A 17,127-nucleotide genomic window follows, 5' to 3' on the forward strand; every position below is an offset into this window, starting at 1 on the left:
GGAGCGGGCCCTTCGTCGGGTCCGGGCGCCGCGGTCAGCCGGTGACCACCACGCACGACGCGGCCGGCACCGGGATCGAGCCGCCGCGCCTCGGCACCCCCGTGTCCGGGTCGAGGGCGAACCAGGTCACGTCGCCGGAGCGCTCGTTGGCCACGTACAGGACGCCGTCGGCCACCGTGACCGCGCGGGGCCAGTGGCCGCCGCAGGGCACGGTGGTGAGCAGGGTGAGCGCCGCGCCCCGCTCCTCCACCGCGAACACGGACAGCACGTCCTCCCCGCGCGTCGCGGTCCACAGATAGCGGCCGTCCGCCGATACGGCCACCCCGGACGGGTAGGCGTCCCCGGCCGGGGTGCCGGGCAGCACGGGGACCTCCGCGAGCGGTTTCAGCGCGCCGCCGGCGGCGTCCCAGCGGCAGACGACGAGGGTCGGGGCGAGCTCGTTGAGGACGTACGCGTGGGAACCGCCGGGGTGGAAGGCGAGGTGCCGCGGCCCCGAGCCCGGGCGCAGGGCGGTCTCCCGGTGCGGCACGAGGGCGCCGCCGGCCAGCGTGCACACCCGTACCGAGTCGGTGCCGAGATCGACCCCGACCGCCCAGCGGCCGCTCGGGTCGGGCTGTACCTGGTGGGCGTGCGGGCCCTGCTGGCGCTGCGGGTGGGGGCCGGAGCCGCTGTGCCGGAGGACGCCGGAGACGGACCGCGCGAGCGTGCCGTCCTCCCGGAGCGGGACGGCGCTGACGCTGCCGGAGCCGTAGTTCGCGGTGAGGAGGTGCCCGGCGAAGAGGCTCAGGTGGGTCGGTCCGCTGCCGTCCACGGGAACCTCGCGCCCGGCGGGGCGCGGACCGTCCCCGGTGACGTGGAAGGCGGCCACGGCACCCTCGGCCGTCTCGCTGACCGCGTACAGCGTGCGGCCGTCCGGAGACAGCGCCAGCCAGGACGGGTCGGGCAGGGCGTCCAGGGCGCCCAGCTGTGTCAGCGCGCCGCTGCCGGGGGCGACGGCGGCGGTGACGATGCCCGGGCCTCCCGCCGCCGTGAACGATCCGATGAACGCCCGCCGTCTGCCGTCCGCCACGGCTGTCCCCTCTCGTCCGATACCGACCCCGGTGACGGTAACAGCCGCCGATCACACCGGGCTGCGCGCCGGTCAGGCCCCGACCAGCGGCGGGCGGGAGGGCGTGCGCAGGGGGGCGGCGAGTTCCGCGAGGGCGCGTTCCAGGCCGTGGAGGTGGGCGAGGGCGGGCCCGGACTCCGCCGGGGCGGTCCGTACCTCGATGTCCCGGCCCGTGGTGAGCGCCTCGACCGCGGCCTCCACGCGTCGGCAGGCGGCGGCCAGCCGGGCGTCGCGGGAGGCCTCGGGGTCGGCGGCGACGGCGACGAGGCCGCGGATCTCGCGGGCGCAGTCGTCGAGCAGGGCGAGGACCCGGCGGGCGCGCCGTTTGCGGCCGAGCACGGGGTTGAGCGGGTGCACCAGCGGGGCGACCGAGAGGCGCACCCGGGTCAGCAGCTGTTCCAGCTCCGCCACCCTCGGCGCCGGGTCGGCGTCCGCGGCCCCGGCCAGCCGCGCGGCGGCCTCCGCGGTGCACGCGTGGACGCAGCGCAGCGCCCGCTGGATCCAGCCGTCCGTGGCGCTGTGCGTGGTCACGGGCAGGACGAACGCCACCGCCAGCGCGGCGCCGAGCGCGCCGACGGCGGTCTCCACCAGCCGCAGGGCCAGCAGCTCGGGGGTCAGTACGCCCAGCAGCCCGTAGAGCATGGCGGCGAGCACGGTCACCCAGAGCATCATCCAGGTGTAGGACACGGCGGCCGTGTAGAAGATTCCGAAGACGCAGACGGCGACGACCAGCGCCGTGAGCGGCGCCCCGCCGTGCACGGGGACGGCGACGAACAGGGCGAGCGCGATGCCGACGACCGTGCCCAGTACGCGTCGGAAGCCGCGTACCAGGGTCTCGCCGCGCGAGGCGGTGTTGACGAAGACCCACCAGGTGGCGCCGACCGCCCAGTACCAGCGCTCCCCCGACACGAGCTGGCCGACGACCAGGGCGAAGCCCGCGCCGGCGGTCGCCTGGACGGCCTGGCGGGTGGTCACCCGGGCCAGCCCGGTGCCGGCGGGCGGGGCCGGCACGGCGGGCGGGGGCAGCCGCCGCTCGTAGCACCACAGCGCGAAGCGCACCACGGCCGCCGCGAGCACGGACAGCAGGACGGAGGCGTACAGCTCGGGCAGCTGGTCCGGCCGGGTGTGCAGGAACTGGGCGACGAAGTACGTCATGAAGGCGAAGACGCCGAGGCTGTGCCCGCGGGGGCCCCAGCGCCGGGCGTACACCCCGAGCCCGACCACGGCGAGGAAGGTGAGGTCGCGGGCGACCGGGTGGTCGTGGAGCAGGGCCGCGGCGGCGAGCACCGGCAGGCCCGCGGCGGGCAGCAGCGCGGTGGTGACCGCCTGTGCCCGGACCGTGGCGTCGGTGACGGTGAACAGGGCGAGCAGCGCGGCGAGCCCGCCGGTGACGACACCGGTGAGCGTGTGCCCGGCCAGGCCGCAGACGACGACGGCCAGCCCGATGCCGAGCACGGCCCGCGCGGCGAAGCGCAGCCGTGCCCGGCCCGGGTCCGGGGCGGTGAACACCCTCTTCAGCACTTCCTGCCGCTCCCTGAGGTTCGATGGTGTGTGTCGTGGCATGAGAAAGGCGCCGCGGGGTCCGCAGCGCCATCGACGTCTCCATATCAGCATCCCTCCCACCAGTGGCTCAACAGCTTCTTGTCCGGGTGGGCCATCGGTACAGTGTTCTCGGCACTTCTCCGGCCATCGCCGTGCCAATGGCCGACACCGGGAGCGGGACCTCATGGCGGTGGACGAACTCGACACCCGCATCCTGCGGCTGCTGCTGGAACAGCCGCGCACCTCCGTGCGGGAGTACGCGAGGATCCTCGGGGTCGCCCGCGGCACCCTCCAGGCCCGTCTCGACCGGATGGAGCGCGAGGGGGTGATCACCGGCACCGGTCCCGCCCTCTCCCCGGCCGCGCTGGGCCACCCCGTGCTGGCGTTCGTGCACATCGAGGTCACCCAGGGGCATCTGGACGAGGTGGGCGACGCGCTGGCGGCCGTGCCGGAGATCGTCGAGGCCTTCTCCATCACGGGTGGCGGCGACCTGCTGACCCGGGTCGTGGCGCGCGACAACGCTCATCTGGAGGACGTGGTCCAGAAGCTGATCAGCCTGCCGGGGGTGGTCCGCACCCGCAGCGAGGTGGCGCTGCGCGAACGCGTCCCGCACCGGCTGCTGCCGCTGGTGGAGTCGATCGGCCGGACGGTGCGGAAGTGAACCCTGCGATGCTGTCCCCATGAGCACCCTCGGCACTCTCTCGGTCGTCTTCGATCTCGACGGAACGCTCGTGGACAGCGAGCCGAACTACTACGAGGCGGGCCGGCGCACGCTCGCCGAGTACGGGGTCCCGGGCTTCTCCTGGGCCGAGCACGAGCGGTACGTCGGGATCAGCACCCGCGAGACGATCGCCGACTGGCGCACCCGGTACGGACTGTCCGCCCCGGTGGAGGAACTGGTCGAGGTCAAGAACCGCCACTATCTGAGGCTGGCCGGCGCCTCGACCCGGGTGTTCCCCGGGATGCGGGCGTTCGTCGAGCTGCTGGCGGCCGAGGGCGTGCCGATGGCCGTGGCCTCGGGGTCGACGCCCGAGGCGATCGGGACGATCCTGGCCGGCACGGGTCTGGACGCGCATCTGCGCACCGTCGTCTCGGCCGACGAGGTGGCCCGCGGCAAGCCGGCTCCCGATGTCTTTCTGGAGGCGGCCCGCAGGCTCGGCGCGGATCCGGCCGACTGCGTGGTGGTCGAGGACGCGGCCCCGGGCGCCGCGGCCGCGCACGCGGCCGGGATGCGCTGCATCGCCGTCCCCTATGTCGCCGCGCAGGCCGACGCGCCCGAGTTCGCCACCGCCGGTCTGCTGCTGCGGGGCGGACAGGCGGAGTTCACCGCGCGGGCGGCGCTCACGTGGCTGGCGGAGTCCGCCCGGCGTTCCTGACCGGCGTCACCGTCCGCGCGGACGCCCTGTGTGATCTTCGGCACGTCGGGCTCCGGCGTCGCCGCCCCCGCCGGGGTGGCGCGGCGTCGCGCTGCCACTGGGCCCGGGCTCCCTTCCCCGGCGAGGAAGCACTGGTCACACGCGTGCGGCCGTGGTCGGGGCCGGTATGCCGGGCCCCGCGGACGGCCCGGAGGCGGGGGCCACGGCGCGGCCGACCACCCGCGGACGGCCCGGACCGTCCGAAAATTCTTTCCCGATCGGTGATTGTCCTGCGCCCGGTATCCGTACCTCCTGCTGTTGGGCCGTTCACATCCCAGGAGGCACGATGCGCATCTCGCGCAGCACGGCAGGTACCGCGTTCGTGGGCGGAGCCATGATCCTCACCCTCACCGCGCTCGCCTACCCCACCATGCTGGGCGTTCAGAACACATCGACCAAGCAGGACCGGGTGGTGGCCAACACGAACTACGGCCCGCTGACCGAGGCGGACCGTGACTTCGTGGTGAAGGTGCGCGCGGCCGGACTGTGGGAGCACCCGCTGGGGCTGCTGGCGATGGAGCGGGGGACGACGCCCGAGATGAAGGAGGCGGGCGAGCATCTGGTCGTCGGGCACGGCCGGCTCGACGAATCCTGCCGCAAGATCTCCCTGGAGCTCGGCATCACCCTGCCGAACCAGGCGTCACCGCAGCAGGAGGGGTTCGTGGAGACCGTGAAGACCAGCAGCGGCAAGGAGTTCGACTCCATCGCGGTGAACATCATGCGGGTGACGCACGGGCAGATCTTCCCGGCCATCGCCAAGATCCGGGCCAACACCCGGAACACCCTGGTGCGGCAGCTCGCGGACCAGGCGAACGACACCGTGCTCGACCACATCACGGTGCTGGAGGCGACGGGGCTGGTCAATCACGAGCAGGTCAACTTCCAGCAGACCAGCCCGCCCAAGATGCCGCTGGAGCAGGTGACCCCGCCGGCGCCGGCGGCGGGTGCGCCGGTCCTCGTGCTGGAGATCCCCAAGGGGCTCGAGGACCTCAACACGGTCTCCCCGGCACCGTCCCCCTCCCCGACGGTCAAGTAGGGGCCGGCCCGGCGCCGTCCCGGACGGTCACGACCCGCGGCGGGGCCTGCCCCGCCGCGGGTTCTTCGCCGTGCCGCCGGTGCCGGAGCGGCGGGCGCGGCCGCCGGTCCCGCGGGACGTCCCGCCCTGCTGCCGGCGCCGGGTGCCGCCGGGGTCGGTGCCCTCGCGCTTCTTCTCCGGTGCGGGCCGCGGGCGGCCGCGGGTGCTGTTGACGGTCCGGCCGCGGACGATGCCGATGAAGTCCTCCACCCGGTCCGTCGTCGCCGCCTCGGGCCACGCCAGCGCCACACCCGACTCCGGGGCCGGTTCGAGCGGCCGGTGGGTGAGGTCCTTGCGGTGGTGCAGCCGGGCGAGCGACAGCGGCACGACGAGGACGCCGATCCCGGCCGCGACGAGTTCGACGGCGTCCGCCGTGGTGGCGGGCCGTTCCAGCGCGGGCCGCCCGGGCAGGGCGTCCCACGCGAGGACGTCGTCGAGGGGGTGCAGCACGATGTCGTCGGCCAGGTCCTCCGGGGACACCGCGTCGGCGGCCGTGACGAGATGGTCCTTCGGCACCACGACGACGGTCTGTTCGGTGTAGAGGGGGATCGCGCTGAGCACCGTACGGTCGACGGGCAGCCGGACGAGGCCCGCGTCGGCACCGCCTTCCCGCAGGAGGTCCTGCGCCGCCGACGCGGGCACCTGGGTGAGGTCCAGGGGGACATCGGGCAGCCGCTCGTTCCAGATGCGCGCCCATTTGCCGGGCATCACGCCGGGTACGTACACGAGCCGGAACGAAGGGGGGACTTCCGAGCCTGTCACCTGGCCAGGTTACCGGCCGTGGTCGGCGGTCGGGCACACGCTCGATACCCTGGACGCCATGACGCAACACCAGAGCACCCAGACGATGAAGCCCGCGACCGCGGCGAAGAAGCTGGGTGTGTACCTCGAGGCCACCCCCGACGCGTTCCGGGAGGGTGCCGTCTCACGCGCCGAGCTGAACGCGCTCCAGGCGGACCCGCCGCAGTGGCTGCGGGACCTGCGGCGCGACGGTCCGCACCCCCGTCCGGTGGTCGCGGCGAAGCTGGGCGTCTCCATCGCCGGTCTCGCGCGCGGCGGAGTCACCGAGCCCCTCACCACCGAGCAGATCGAGACGCTCAAGCAGGAGCGCCCCGAGTGGCTGGAGCGGGAGCGGGCCACCCAGGCCGAGGTCCGCAAGGAAGCCGCACGCATCAAGAAGCGGAACGCCGAGCGCGCGGAACGCGACAACTGACGCTCCCCGCCTCCCGCTTCGGACGCCCCCGGCCGGTCCTCCGGTTCCGGGGGCGTTCCCGTCGCCGCGGGCCCGCGAGGGTGGCGGCCGGAAACGCCAGCCCGCGCCACCCTTCCGGTGGATAGAAATATCTACGAGCATGACCCCTACCGCACGCGCCCGCAGCGGCGCGGCCGACCGCGCCCGGGGTGGGACATGCACAGCGTCATGTGGAAGCAAGCCGTCGAGTGGCTGGCCGCGGCGGCCACGGACCCGCAGGAGTGCAAGCGCGAGTGGGATCACGGCAAGGGGACGGCGCTGCTCGCGGCGGGCCGGTACTGGGACGTGCTCAGCGTGCCCGACCGGCTCGGGCTGCTCGCCCTGGACATCCTGTGGCGGGACCCGCTGAAGGCACCCGGGCCCACGCTGGTGGACGTCACGGCCCGCCGGGTGGGCTTCTTCCTGCCGCCCGATCCGGTGAGCGAGTGGGTGGGGTTCGGGGTGCGGCACGTCGGCCGGGGCTCCTGGGTCGCCGTACCGCCGCCGTACCGGCCCGCCGGGCGGCTGGAGTGGCTCGTGCCCCCGGACGGCACCGGCGCCCTGCACTCCCCCGCGCCGCTGGAACTGGCCCTGCGCAAGGCGACCGGGACGCTCGCCGTACTCGCGCCGGTCAGCGCGGAGCCGGCGGGGCCGGACTGCTGGTGAGCGGCTCCTCCTCGGGCCGCGGCCCCAGGAGGGGCGACGGGACCGGGAACGGCACGGGCAGCACCGTCGCCCGCTCGCTCACGGTCGGGGCGGCGAAGGAGGCCCACAGGCCGTCGCGGTGTTCCGGGACCGTGTGACCCCTGGCCCGCCACTCCGCGACCAGCGCCGTGTAGATCGGCGTGTGGCCCGCGTATCCGCTGGTGAGTTCCGCGTACGTCCGGCGCGTGGCGTCGTGCCCGAGAAGGCGCCGCGCCGTCCCAGTGCTGTCCATGCCGGGGGAACGCGCCTCGTGCGCCGGTGGTACGCCCGAGAGCTCCGGGTCCACCCGACAGGATGAAGCCGTCACCCGCACGGCCCCCGAACGGCGCACGACGGCCGTTCCGGGGCCCGGGTTGACCCTCGACCTTGTCGAGGGACCAGGGTCACGGATGTGGAGAGCGAGATGCGCAGCATTGGTGAGATGGCCCGGGAGAGCGGGCTGGGCGTGAGTGCCCTGCGGTTCTACGACCGGGCCGGAGTCCTGGTCCCCGACCGGGTGGATCCGGTGAGCGGCTACCGCTGGTACGCCCCCGGGCAGCTGGACGAGGCCCGGCTGCTGGCCCGGTTGCGCCGGGCCGGCATGCCGCTGGCGGACATCCGGCTGGTGCTGGCCGGCTGGACCGGCGCCGACACCGATCTCGTACGGCAGCTCCTGGAGGCGCATCTGCGCCGGCTGGAACAGGGGCTGGCCCATGCCCGTGAGGAGTTCTCCGCACTCCGAGCCCTACTCGACCACAGGGAGAACCCCATGACCTCGCTCCGTACCGACACCGCCGTCCGGCTGTCCCTCTCCGGCCCCGGACTGGCCACCGCGCTGGACGCGGTCCGGTTCGCGGCCGGCACCGACCCGGAGCTGCCGATGCTCGCCGGGATCCACTTCGACGTCGACGGCGACGCGGTGCGCGTCGTCGCCACCGACCGGTACCGGCTGGCCGTGGCCCGCACCCCCGCCGCCGGGCACGACGGACCCCGCGTGCAGGTGACCGTGCCCCTGCCGCTCGCCGACGCGATGCGGGCGCTGCTCGACGGCGACCAGGAGGTACGGCTCGCGGTGGACGGTGACCGTGTGACCCTGCGCGCCGGGGACCGGCAGACGGCCGGCCGGTGCCTCGGCCAGGACTTCCCCGACTACCGGCGGCTGGTGCGTCTCCCGGACGGGCGGCGCACCGTCGTGGACGTGCCGGCGTTCCGGGAGGCGGTGCGCACCGGTCCCGTGCGCGAGCAGGACGGCGCCTCCTGCGAGCTCAGCGTGCTGGCGGTGTCGGACGACGGATCGCTCACCGTCGCCGGCGAGGGGGCGACCGGCGACGACCTCGTCGCCGTCAACCGGGCGTTCCTCCTGGAGGCGCTGGCCGCGGGAGCCCGCGACCGGCTGGTCGTCGAGTCGGGTGCTCCCACGGCGCCCCTCGCCGTCCGCCGTCCGGACGACGAGCACACGTTCTCGCTGCTGATGCCGGTACGGCTGGAGAACTAGGGCCTGTCGTCGGACCCGGGCGGGACACCGGCGGTTCAGCGTTCGACGCCGCTGTCCTCCACGGGTTCCAGCGTCTCCGCGGCCGGCGTCGTGCTCTGTGCGGGCACGGCGTCGGCGGCGGCCGTGCGGCGGGCCGTGAGGGCCAGCGCGACGGGCTCGGTGTAGCGGGCGGTGAGCGGGCCGAGCACGACCAGGACCAGCACGTACGCCGTGGCCAGCGGGCCGAGGTCCGGCTCGATGCCGGCGGTGACCGCGAGTCCGGCGATGACGATGGAGAACTCGCCGCGGGCGACCAGGGTCCCGCCCGCGCGCCAGCGGCCCTTGGGGGAGATCCCGGCCCGGCGCGCGGCCCAGTACCCGGTGGCGATCTTCGTCAGCGCGGTGACGACGGCCAGCGCGAAGGCGGGCAGGATCACCGGCGGAATGGACTGCGGATCGGTGTGGAGACCGAAGAAGACGAAGAACACGGCGGCGAACAGGTCCCGCAGCGGCGCGAGCAGGTTGTGCGCGCCCTCGGCGACCTCACCGGACAGGGCGATGCCCACCAGGAACGCGCCGACGGCCGCCGACACCTGCAGCTGCTGGGCCAGGCCCGCGACCAGCAGGGTGAGCCCCAGCACGACCAGCAGCAGCTTCTCCGGGTCGTCGCTGGAGACGAACCGGGAGATGACCCGCCCGTAGCGGACCGCGACGAACAGCACGATCCCGGCGACGCCCAGCGCGATGGCCAGCGTGACACTGCCCGCGGCGAGGCTGACGCCGGCCAGCAGGGCGGTGATGATCGGCAGGTAGACGGCCATCGCCAGGTCCTCCAGCACCAGGATGCTGAGGATGACCGGTGTCTCCCTGTTGCCGAGCCGTCCGAGGTCGCCGAGGACCTTCGCGATAACGCCCGAGGAGGAGATCCAGGTGACGCCGGCCAGGACGACGGCGGCGACCGGGCCCCAGCCGAGGAGCAGTGCCAGGGCGGCGCCGGGCAGGGCGTTGAGCGCCATGTCCACGAGACCGGCGGGGTACTGGGTCTTGAGGTTGGAGACCAGGTCGCTGGCCGTGTACTCCAGGCCGAGCATGAGCAGCAGCAGGATCACGCCGATCTCGGCGCCGATCGCGACGAACTCCTCGCTCGCGCCGAGCGGCAGCAGCCCGCCTTCGCCGAACGCGAGGCCGGCCAGCAGGTAGAGGGGGATCGGGGAGAACTGGAGGCGTCCGGCGAGGCGCCCCAGCAGGCCGAGCCCCAGGATGATCGCGCCGAACTCGATCAGGAAGATCGCGGAAGAATGCACTCGCTCACTCCCGCCCGAGAATCGCGGCGGCGGCGTCGATGCCCTCGCGGGTGCCGATCATGATCAGCGTGTCCCCGCCGGCCAGCCGGAAGTCCGGCGCGGGGGACGGGATCGCCTCCGCCCGCCGCAGCACGGCCACGATGGACACTCCGGTGTCGGTGCGCATCCGGGTGTCGCCCAGCAGCCGGCCGTTCCAGTGCGAGACGGACGACAGTTCGATGCGCTCGGCGACCAGGCCGAGATCGGTGGTGTGCAGCAGGTTCGGGCTGTGGTGGGCGGGCATCAGCGCGTCGATGAGCGCGGCCGACTCGGCGACGGTCAGGCGCAGCGACCGGGCGCAGGCGTCCGGGTCGTCGGAACGGTAGACGTTGACCGTGCGGGCACCGTCGCGGTGCGCGATCACGGACAGGTGCTCGTGCTCACGCGTGGTGAGGTCGTATTTCACGCCGATGCCCGGCAGCGGCGTCGCGCTCATGCGTGGAGCAGGCACAGCCCGTCCCCTTCCCGATTCTTCTGATGTCATCCGGTGCGGGGTGCCGGACCGGCCGTCCCGCGGCCCTGGTGACCGACCCCCACGGCGGTAATGGTGCCATCCCGCCAAACGGCCGGAACATGGGTGTCGTCACGGATGGACAGGGGCCCCGGGCAGCGGAAAGGCTGTCGGCGGAGACCGTCTTTCCGCAGATCGAAGCCTTGCGCGCGGGCCGGCGCCATGACGCGTACGCAGCCCGCGTGGTGGGTACTCGGACGCGCCGCCGGGGACGGGAGTGTGACGTGGACGACACAGTGATCGTTGGAGTGGACGGTTCGCCGTCCAGCCTCGCCGCGGTGGACACCGCGGCCCGGGAGGCGCGGCTGCGCGGCGCGCGGCTGCGGATCGTGCACGCCTTCAGCCGCCCCGCCGACCTGGACCCGATGATCCACGGAGTGCTGGCGCAGGCCGAGCAGCGCGCCCATGACCGCACACCGGGACTGGAGATCACCCGCACCGTGGCGTCCGGCGAGACGCTGACGGTGCTGCGCAGCGAGTCGCGGCACGCGGTGCTGACGGTGGTCGGCGAGCGCGGTCACACCGGCTTCGGTGGCCTGCTGCTGGGTTCGACGGTCGTGCAGCTGGCGGCACACGGCCACGGTCCGCTGATGGTGGTACGGGGCCGGAAGGACCCGACGGGACCGGTCCTGCTCGCCGTGGACGGGTCACCGGCCGGCGCCGCGGCCGCGTCCTTCGCCTTCGCCGAGGCCACACTGCGCGGGGCCCCGCTGGTCGCGATGCACGTGTGGAACACCTGGAGCGAGCCGACGCCGTACGAGGGCCCGGCCGATCCGCTGAACGTGGTGGTGGATCTCGACCGGCTCCAGGAGCGGCACCGGCGGCTGCTGGAGGAGGCGGTGGCGCCGTGGCGGACCTCCCACCCGGACGTCGCGGTGGAACTGCGCCTGGAGCGGGCGCGGGTGCGTCACGCCCTGCTCGACGCGACTCGGGAGGCCCAGCTGGTGGTGACGGGGGCCCGGGGACACGGCGGTTTCACCGGGATGCTGCTCGGTTCGGTCAGCCAGGCGCTGCTGTATCACGCCGACTGCCCGGTCACGGTGGTCCGCGCCGAGAGCTGAGGCCGGGGTACGAGGCGGGCCCGGGCCCCGGGGAAGCGACCGGCGCTGCGGTCCGCCGGCGGGCGCGGAGGGTGCGGGCGCCGCTCCGTCGAGCATTGCAGTTGCTGGCACCAGCCTTGCCTCGCTTTGCCCGCTGCGCAGGAGCCCCGGCCTCGCCTCGCTCCCGCCAGGTCTTCCGCCAGCGCTCCACCGACCACTCCGACACACGCAACGCGGCGGCGATCTCCCTGTTCTTCTCTCCGAGCTCGAAGCGCTTCACGGCCTGAAGCCGGATGCGCTCCCGCGCGACCCTGCCGGCGTCGGTCAGCCCGCCGCCCTGTGCACATCTCACTCGCACAGACCTACCGAACTCGACACTCATCAGTCGGGCCGATGGCCCGACATCCCCCAATCAAGTTCAGTACCGGTTTGAGGTACAAAAGGAGCGATGAAAGTGGAGATATCAATACGCGTGGCAAGAGTAGGGTTATGGCGATTAAAAGGGGCGCAGTGGTCCAGTTGAGTCATTTTTTACAGGGCAAACCTCAGGAGAAGTTGCATCAAACCCTGCTTGAGCGGGATCGAGATTGCGGGTTTCAAAGAGGTGGGGTATATCTTGATCATGCTCACGGCTGTGGGTAAGCCATCTATGAAGGACGGTTTTTGTGCGGTCAGGTATACGTGTAGCGGTAATTTGCGCAACCGCGATTGCCTCTCTTGGTATTGGCGCCCTCCCGGCCTCCGCCGCGGTGACGTCATGCCCCAGGGACGGGTATATTACCCGCGGAGATCGGTGCACTACCCTCGATAATGGATATCTTTCCATTCATCTCGCGAACAAGGGCTCTTCGGTTCACGTCGGATATTACCGAAAGAGTGGTGGCAGCCTTTCGGGCAAGCTTGGTTACGAGCGGGGCGGTTCGACGGTCTGGTCCAGTTCGATCAACATGTCCAACACTCCTTTCCACTACGACAAGACGTGGAGTGCTGGCTCAAGTTGCAGTGCGACCTACGGCAAGCTTTACGCCGGTGGCAGCACCTACGTGACGCCTCCGGCGTACAACTGTTAGTTCAACCGGCACTTGCGAGGGCCCGCGCCTCCCTACCGGATGCGTGGGCCCTCATTGCGTTGTGGGGAATTTCTTGTGATTCACGCTGTATTTCAGGGCCATCTATTGTTTCTGGCTCTGGCCGTTACGGTCACGCTCTTGGCCGCAGTGGCTGCCTACTTTCCGGTCGCGCGTCGTGCCGGCCGCGCCCGAGCCGTCTTCTGTGGGCTCTGGGCATCATCTACCGTGGGGCCGCTGATTCTCACCACGTGGGCCGGCAGTGGCGTGGCGGCAGGCGAGTGTGCGATCAACCCGAGCGTGCTCGATGCCTTTGCCGGCGTGCAGGGTCAACTCAATGTGCTACTTTTTATACCGTTTGGAATATTTGCTGTCCTTTCTACGGGAAGGCTGTTCTTTTCCGTGGCTGTCGGCGTTGTGCTCGTTGCGGCCGTGGAAACCTCGCAGGCGGTCGTCCCCTTCATCAGCCGCCTGTGTGACAGCGATGACCTGATCACTAACATCGCCGGGGTTTTCGCGGGCGTCGTGCTTGGTGCCGTCATCCGCGGCTTCACGCGTGGCGCCCGGCCCATCAGTCGGCCGATAATAAAACGTGCCACTGTGGTGGGCGCGGTTGTCGCCACTCTTGTCGTCGGAGCCTGGCTGACGCTCATTCACCCGGTACGCACAGTACTGCCCACTGCGGTTCCGACAGCCGATGCCGACCAGGTCCAAGCTCTCAACGTCGCTCTCGGTGAGGCGTTCTACGGAGCATATGAAATCGACAATGCCGATTATCTGGAGAATGTCGAGGGCGAGGGGTTGGTCACTGCCCAGATCCCCGGTGGTTTTGCCGAGATCACCTGGCCTGACCGTGAGCAGTTCACAGTGCACCTCACCCCGACCTACCACGGGGAGGGTGTCTATGCGTACAAGATCCCCAAGGTGAGTCGTCCTTCCCGTACCGCACAGGAAGCGAAGCTTATTGCCACTCGATATGCGTCTCAGTATGCTCCCTGGGCCCTTCAAGGTTCCAAGGTGAACGTACGGGCCATCGACGATCGGTCCGATATTGGCTGGATTGTAGAGTGGCGTAGGCGGCGCGGAGAAGTATTGATGCCCATGCGTCTTGACATCGTGATCGAGCCATCAGGGCGCATGACCGATCTCATGGTGAGGCGCATCGATGATCCTGAACTTCCGCAGGAGCGTGTCGGCGAAGCCGAGGCGTGGAAGGCCTTTGAGAAACACTTCAGGATCAAGGCGGCTGTTGAAGATCGAGAGCAGCCGATTTACCTGGCCGAGCGCCGCGACGGCCGATGGCGCATACATTGGCGTCTCTCGGCCCGAGAAGGAAGTATCCTGCATTCAGCTGTTGTGGATGCTAGTGACGGAAGTATCCACAATGTCATCTCCGAGTCTATTACGCAGCCGAGTGGCGATTCCCTCGTCGGCGAGCAGCGGTGACGTAGTTGAAGTCGAAATTCACGTTCGTGCCGTTTGCGTCACCATCTATCCTGTCGATGCTGCCTGTAAAGGGCAGGTTGGGTAGATCGCCAGCTATGGCTCGGCCGCTCCAGCATCTCCCGCGCCTGGCACTTTTGCGTATCGTGCTCAGTGAACGTTCACTGACGCCTACGCCGCTCGCACTCGCGGGGTACAAGGAAGCCAAGTGAAGCCAGGTTTCCCTTGTCCCGTCTGGTCGGACGATTTTCATGCGTGGAGCAGAGGAAGCTCTACTCCCTCCTCTGCCCCTCGGGCCTGCGAGGCTCGCGCTATGCGGCCAACCGGAACGGCACTGCTGGTTCCCCCCAAGAGAGGCGTTGCCCTACTGGTTGAGCAAGAGCCACCTCAACGCCCGACCGTGTGCGGACATCCGTTCGACGAAGCGGAATCCATGCTCCCAACGCTCCGCTCCTCAAAGCACCGCTACGGGCCGGGTCTCGAAGCCGAAGACTCAACGCCCAGGACGTCGACCGCATGAAGACTGGCCCGAGATCCGGCACGGCTTGGAGGTGAAATAGAAACGGCGCCTGAGGAACTTCCCCTCAACAGTTCCGCGTGATCGACTTCCGACATATGCCGCCAAAACGGCAGCCGCATAGACACCCGTACTGCTCACTCGATCCAGTGCATCCGCCATCTCGACAGAGACACCCCCCCTCCGCGATTCCGGTGCGATCGATATACACGGCACCTGCGTCTGCGATTCGCACCAACAGCTCGTCGGTCAAAAGAGTCTGTACCAACTCGCACGATTCGGCAGCACTGAAACATCGCTCCGCCGGCAACGCCTCGGCGATCGCTCGGTCTATCCGCCGATCCCACGACCTGATCAACCAGTGCGCACCGGAATCCATCTTCTCGACCAGCAGTTCCGCCACTGCCTTCTCACGCAGCCACCGCTCTCCCATTTGAGTCACATCACTCATCTCGTCGTCGTGCATCACTCCCATAGGATCTTGGAGAAGGTTGGCTTGCACAGGCCGACATCAACCGGTAAGAAAACACGTGACTGATCGACCGCCGACAGCCCGCCGATGAATCCCCTGGGCAGCGCGCCCGGCGCCGCCCAGGGGCTTCTTGCCTACAGCCGGGCCATGGGGTCCTGTTCGGGACCGTGCATGAAACCGGATACCCAGCGAACGGGTGCACTGGCCGGGAAGAGAGTCACCCTGACGCCGAAGTCGATCAGAATTTCCTTTCGCGCCCGCACATCCGGAGCGCGGAACGAACGATCGGCGACCACCTCGCCCGTCGGCCGTCGGACCATGCCAGGCGCCCGCTGTGGCTCAGCCTCGAGAGCGGCCAGCTCCCGTCCCAGCGCGGCGTACCGGTCCCGGAACCACGCGGCATCGTCCGAGGCGTCGTACAGCCCGGCTTCACGGTCAGCTCGCCGCCGTTCATGGCTGGCCCGGGTCTCCGCCACGCGTTCGGCGATGCCGTTGCCCGGGTCGTACACCATCTCGTAGATCACCCCGTCACCCAGCTCCCGGAGGAACCACTCCTCGACGTAGGCATCGAGAAGATGGGCGTTGATGAGCGGGGCGGGTTGGCAGTGCTGCGCCTGCAGCCAGCCCTTGTTCCGCGCCGTACACGTGTAGCGCGGAGGAGCGTCCTTCGACGTCTGGGGATAAAAACGCGTATGGCACTGTCCGCACAAGGCGACTGTGGTCAGCTGGTATTCACGGTTGGAACGGCGGGTCCATGGGGCTTTCCGGGAGAAGATGGCGCTCCTGAGTGCCTCATGTGTGGCCCGGTCCCACAGTCCTTCACAGAGCGCCGTACCGGGTTACCATCCTCCCTCCCGAGGACGGGCTTGTTGCGGTGCATCAGGTACCCGAGGGCGGCTTCTGACAGAAGGATGTTCTTCAGACTCTGCGGAGACCACGGCCAGCCTCCTGCCGACTTGCCGTACATCACAGCCAGGTGATCCGCCGGTGACAGTTCCCCGGCACGGTTGAGACGTGGCCTCACTACTGCAGGTGGCATTGTCCGGATCGGCCAAGATGTGACGGGCGACCTCCCGCAGCACCTCGGAGGCGTGCGGATGCAGTTCGACCTGATCGATCTTTCCTCCCATCACCTTCCGCACGTACTGGAAGCCGTACGATGGCTTGCCCTTCGGACGGCCGGCGGCACGGGTCTTGACGGCGGCGTCACCGTTCCTCCGCTTGATCGCACGCAGTTCCATCTGCGCGCCCCAGGCTTTCCATGGTGAAGCGGTTCTCGTCGGCGGGGTTGTCGAGATTCCAGGCTCCGTCGTGCCCGTGCGTGACGAGCATCTTATTCTCGTCCCGCATCTTGTAGCCGGTGTTCAGGCAGTCGACGACTTTGCGGCCGAGCCGGTCCACCGCTGCCGCGACCAAGCCGTCGCACGGGCCTCTCTCGTCACGCAGCCACGGGCCCAGGCTGGGGCGGGTCACGGGATCCGTGGTGCCGGAGACCTCCCAGTCGTCCGGCCAGCCGATGATGTGCGCCCCGACGGAGGCGGCGGCAGTGAGCACGTTCTCGCGCTGGCGCTCAGGCGAAGACGTCGCCAGCTTCACGCGCGACAGCCGCCGCACTCCGAGCAGGCACTTGCCGCATCCGTCGTAAGGACGTTCGACCGCATTGAGGTCCGTACCGTGCATTTCTTCTCTCCGTTCGAGCGCGCATGGTACGGAGAATCGGCGGCACGCCCCAGCTGAACGATCTTGGTCAGCCGAGGAAGCTGAGCCGCACCCGGCGGTCGGGGTTGTCCTTGTTCGTGTCGACGAGGCACACCGACTGCCAGGTGCCCAGCTCCAGCCGTCCGTTCACCACGGGGAGGGTCGCGTGGGGCGGTACGAAGGCGGGCAGGACGTGGTCGCGTCCGTGGCCGGGGCTGCCGTGCCGGTGCTGCCAGCGGTCGTCGGCGGGCAGCAGGGTGTGCAGGGCGGACAGGAGGTCGTCGTCGCTGCCGGCGCCGGTCTCGATGACGGCGATCCCGGCCGTGGCGTGCGGCACGAAGACGTTCAGCAGGCCGTCGCGGCCGGCCGCCGTCTCCCGCAGGAAGGACTCGCAGTCGCCGGTGAGGTCGACGACCCGCTCACCGGAACCGGTGGTGATGGTCAGGACTCGGGTGCTGAAGGCATCGGACATGCCCCCATCCTGGCCGATGCGGCGGGTGCGGCGCG

17 protein-coding genes and 1 pseudogene are annotated in these 17,127 nt (G+C 70.4%); 8 read left to right on the forward strand and 10 right to left on the reverse strand.

Annotated features, from left to right (window positions below; genetic code table 11):
* Positions 1–34: 34 nt before the first annotated feature.
* Positions 35–1,069: a lactonase family protein gene (locus ACZ434_RS23190; RefSeq protein WP_468458796.1), complete on the reverse strand. Its 1,035-nt coding sequence runs from the start codon at positions 1,067–1,069 to the stop codon at positions 35–37.
* Positions 1,070–1,141: 72 nt separating this feature from the next.
* Positions 1,142–2,629, reverse strand: a complete 1,488-nt coding sequence (locus ACZ434_RS23195; RefSeq protein ID WP_468458797.1) for an FUSC family protein — start codon at positions 2,627–2,629, stop codon at positions 1,142–1,144.
* Positions 2,630–2,834: 205 nt separating this feature from the next.
* Here ACZ434_RS23195 and ACZ434_RS23200 point away from each other — a divergent pair, with 205 nt between their 5' ends.
* The 3 genes from ACZ434_RS23200 to ACZ434_RS23210 all read left to right on the forward strand — a co-directional run bounded on the left by ACZ434_RS23200 (position 2,835) and on the right by ACZ434_RS23210 (position 5,101).
* Entirely contained in the window at positions 2,835–3,311 is a 477-nt protein-coding gene (locus tag ACZ434_RS23200) for an Lrp/AsnC family transcriptional regulator (RefSeq protein WP_468458798.1), read from the forward strand.
* Positions 3,312–3,330: 19 nt separating this feature from the next.
* Positions 3,331–4,026 (forward strand): HAD family hydrolase, encoded by a 696-nt coding sequence (locus tag ACZ434_RS23205; protein WP_468458800.1) that lies wholly within the window; start codon positions 3,331–3,333, stop codon positions 4,024–4,026.
* A gap of 325 nt (positions 4,027–4,351) precedes the next feature.
* Positions 4,352–5,101, forward strand: coding sequence for a DUF4142 domain-containing protein (locus ACZ434_RS23210; protein WP_468458801.1), 750 nt, complete (start codon positions 4,352–4,354; stop codon positions 5,099–5,101).
* 27 nt (positions 5,102–5,128) lie between these two features.
* Here the strand turns inward: ACZ434_RS23210 and ACZ434_RS23215 are convergent, their stop codons facing one another.
* Positions 5,129–5,902 carry a LysR family transcriptional regulator substrate-binding protein gene (locus ACZ434_RS23215; protein WP_468458803.1) on the reverse strand — a complete coding sequence of 258 codons (774 nt, stop codon included), beginning with the start codon at positions 5,900–5,902 and terminating at the stop codon, positions 5,129–5,131.
* Positions 5,903–5,960: 58 nt separating this feature from the next.
* Between ACZ434_RS23215 and ACZ434_RS23220 the strand changes: the two genes are divergently transcribed.
* Both ACZ434_RS23220 and ACZ434_RS23225 read left to right on the forward strand, forming a co-directional pair.
* Positions 5,961–6,353 carry a DUF5997 family protein gene (locus ACZ434_RS23220; protein ID WP_468458805.1) on the forward strand — a complete coding sequence of 131 codons (393 nt, stop codon included), beginning with the start codon at positions 5,961–5,963 and terminating at the stop codon, positions 6,351–6,353.
* Between the two features lie 195 nt (positions 6,354–6,548).
* Entirely contained in the window at positions 6,549–7,037 is a 489-nt protein-coding gene (locus ACZ434_RS23225; RefSeq protein WP_468458806.1) for a hypothetical protein, read from the forward strand.
* Here the strand turns inward: ACZ434_RS23225 and ACZ434_RS23230 are convergent.
* Complete coding sequence (locus ACZ434_RS23230) at positions 7,003–7,308, reverse strand: hypothetical protein (RefSeq protein ID WP_468458807.1); 306 nt, start codon at positions 7,306–7,308, stop codon at positions 7,003–7,005. The two genes, ACZ434_RS23225 and ACZ434_RS23230, sit on opposite strands and share 35 nt — an antisense overlap.
* Before the next feature lie 171 nt (positions 7,309–7,479).
* Between ACZ434_RS23230 and ACZ434_RS23235 the strand changes: the two genes are divergently transcribed.
* Entirely contained in the window at positions 7,480–8,550 is a 1,071-nt protein-coding gene (locus tag ACZ434_RS23235; RefSeq protein WP_468458809.1) for a DNA polymerase III subunit beta family protein, read from the forward strand.
* Between the two features lie 35 nt (positions 8,551–8,585).
* Here ACZ434_RS23235 and ACZ434_RS23240 read toward each other — a convergent pair whose 3' ends face one another.
* Both ACZ434_RS23240 and ACZ434_RS23245 read right to left on the reverse strand, forming a co-directional pair.
* Entirely contained in the window at positions 8,586–9,833 is a 1,248-nt protein-coding gene (locus ACZ434_RS23240) for a cation:proton antiporter (RefSeq protein WP_468458810.1), read from the reverse strand.
* A 4-nt stretch (positions 9,834–9,837) separates the two neighbouring features.
* A complete protein-coding gene (locus ACZ434_RS23245; RefSeq protein WP_468458812.1) occupies positions 9,838–10,308 on the reverse strand; it encodes a cation:proton antiporter regulatory subunit in 471 nt (156 codons plus the stop codon).
* Positions 10,309–10,607: 299 nt separating this feature from the next.
* Between ACZ434_RS23245 and ACZ434_RS23250 the strand changes: the two genes are divergently transcribed.
* A complete protein-coding gene (locus ACZ434_RS23250; RefSeq protein ID WP_468458814.1) occupies positions 10,608–11,444 on the forward strand; it encodes a universal stress protein in 837 nt (278 codons plus the stop codon).
* Positions 11,445–11,589: 145 nt separating this feature from the next.
* On the opposite strand, the pseudogene ACZ434_RS23255 reads toward ACZ434_RS23250, so the two are convergent.
* Positions 11,590–11,775, reverse strand: a pseudogene (locus ACZ434_RS23255) (helix-turn-helix domain-containing protein); the annotation flags it as partial.
* 865 nt (positions 11,776–12,640) lie between these two features.
* Here ACZ434_RS23255 and ACZ434_RS23260 point away from each other — a divergent pair.
* Positions 12,641–13,936, forward strand: coding sequence for a VanZ family protein (locus tag ACZ434_RS23260; protein WP_468459147.1), 1,296 nt, complete (start codon positions 12,641–12,643; stop codon positions 13,934–13,936).
* Positions 13,937–15,056: 1,120 nt separating this feature from the next.
* On the opposite strand, the gene ACZ434_RS23265 is transcribed toward ACZ434_RS23260, so the two are convergent.
* From ACZ434_RS23265 to ACZ434_RS23275, 3 genes are all read right to left on the reverse strand, one after another.
* Positions 15,057–15,446, reverse strand: a complete 390-nt coding sequence (locus tag ACZ434_RS23265; RefSeq protein ID WP_468458816.1) for a hypothetical protein — start codon at positions 15,444–15,446, stop codon at positions 15,057–15,059.
* Positions 15,447–16,128: 682 nt separating this feature from the next.
* Complete coding sequence (locus tag ACZ434_RS23270) at positions 16,129–16,602, reverse strand: recombinase family protein (RefSeq protein WP_468458817.1); 474 nt, start codon at positions 16,600–16,602, stop codon at positions 16,129–16,131.
* 67 nt (positions 16,603–16,669) lie between these two features.
* Positions 16,670–17,092, reverse strand: coding sequence for a secondary thiamine-phosphate synthase enzyme YjbQ (locus tag ACZ434_RS23275; RefSeq protein WP_468458819.1), 423 nt, complete (start codon positions 17,090–17,092; stop codon positions 16,670–16,672).
* Positions 17,093–17,127: the final 35 nt, after the last annotated feature.

This window comes from Streptomyces sp. NPDC030893, assembly GCF_055571535.1.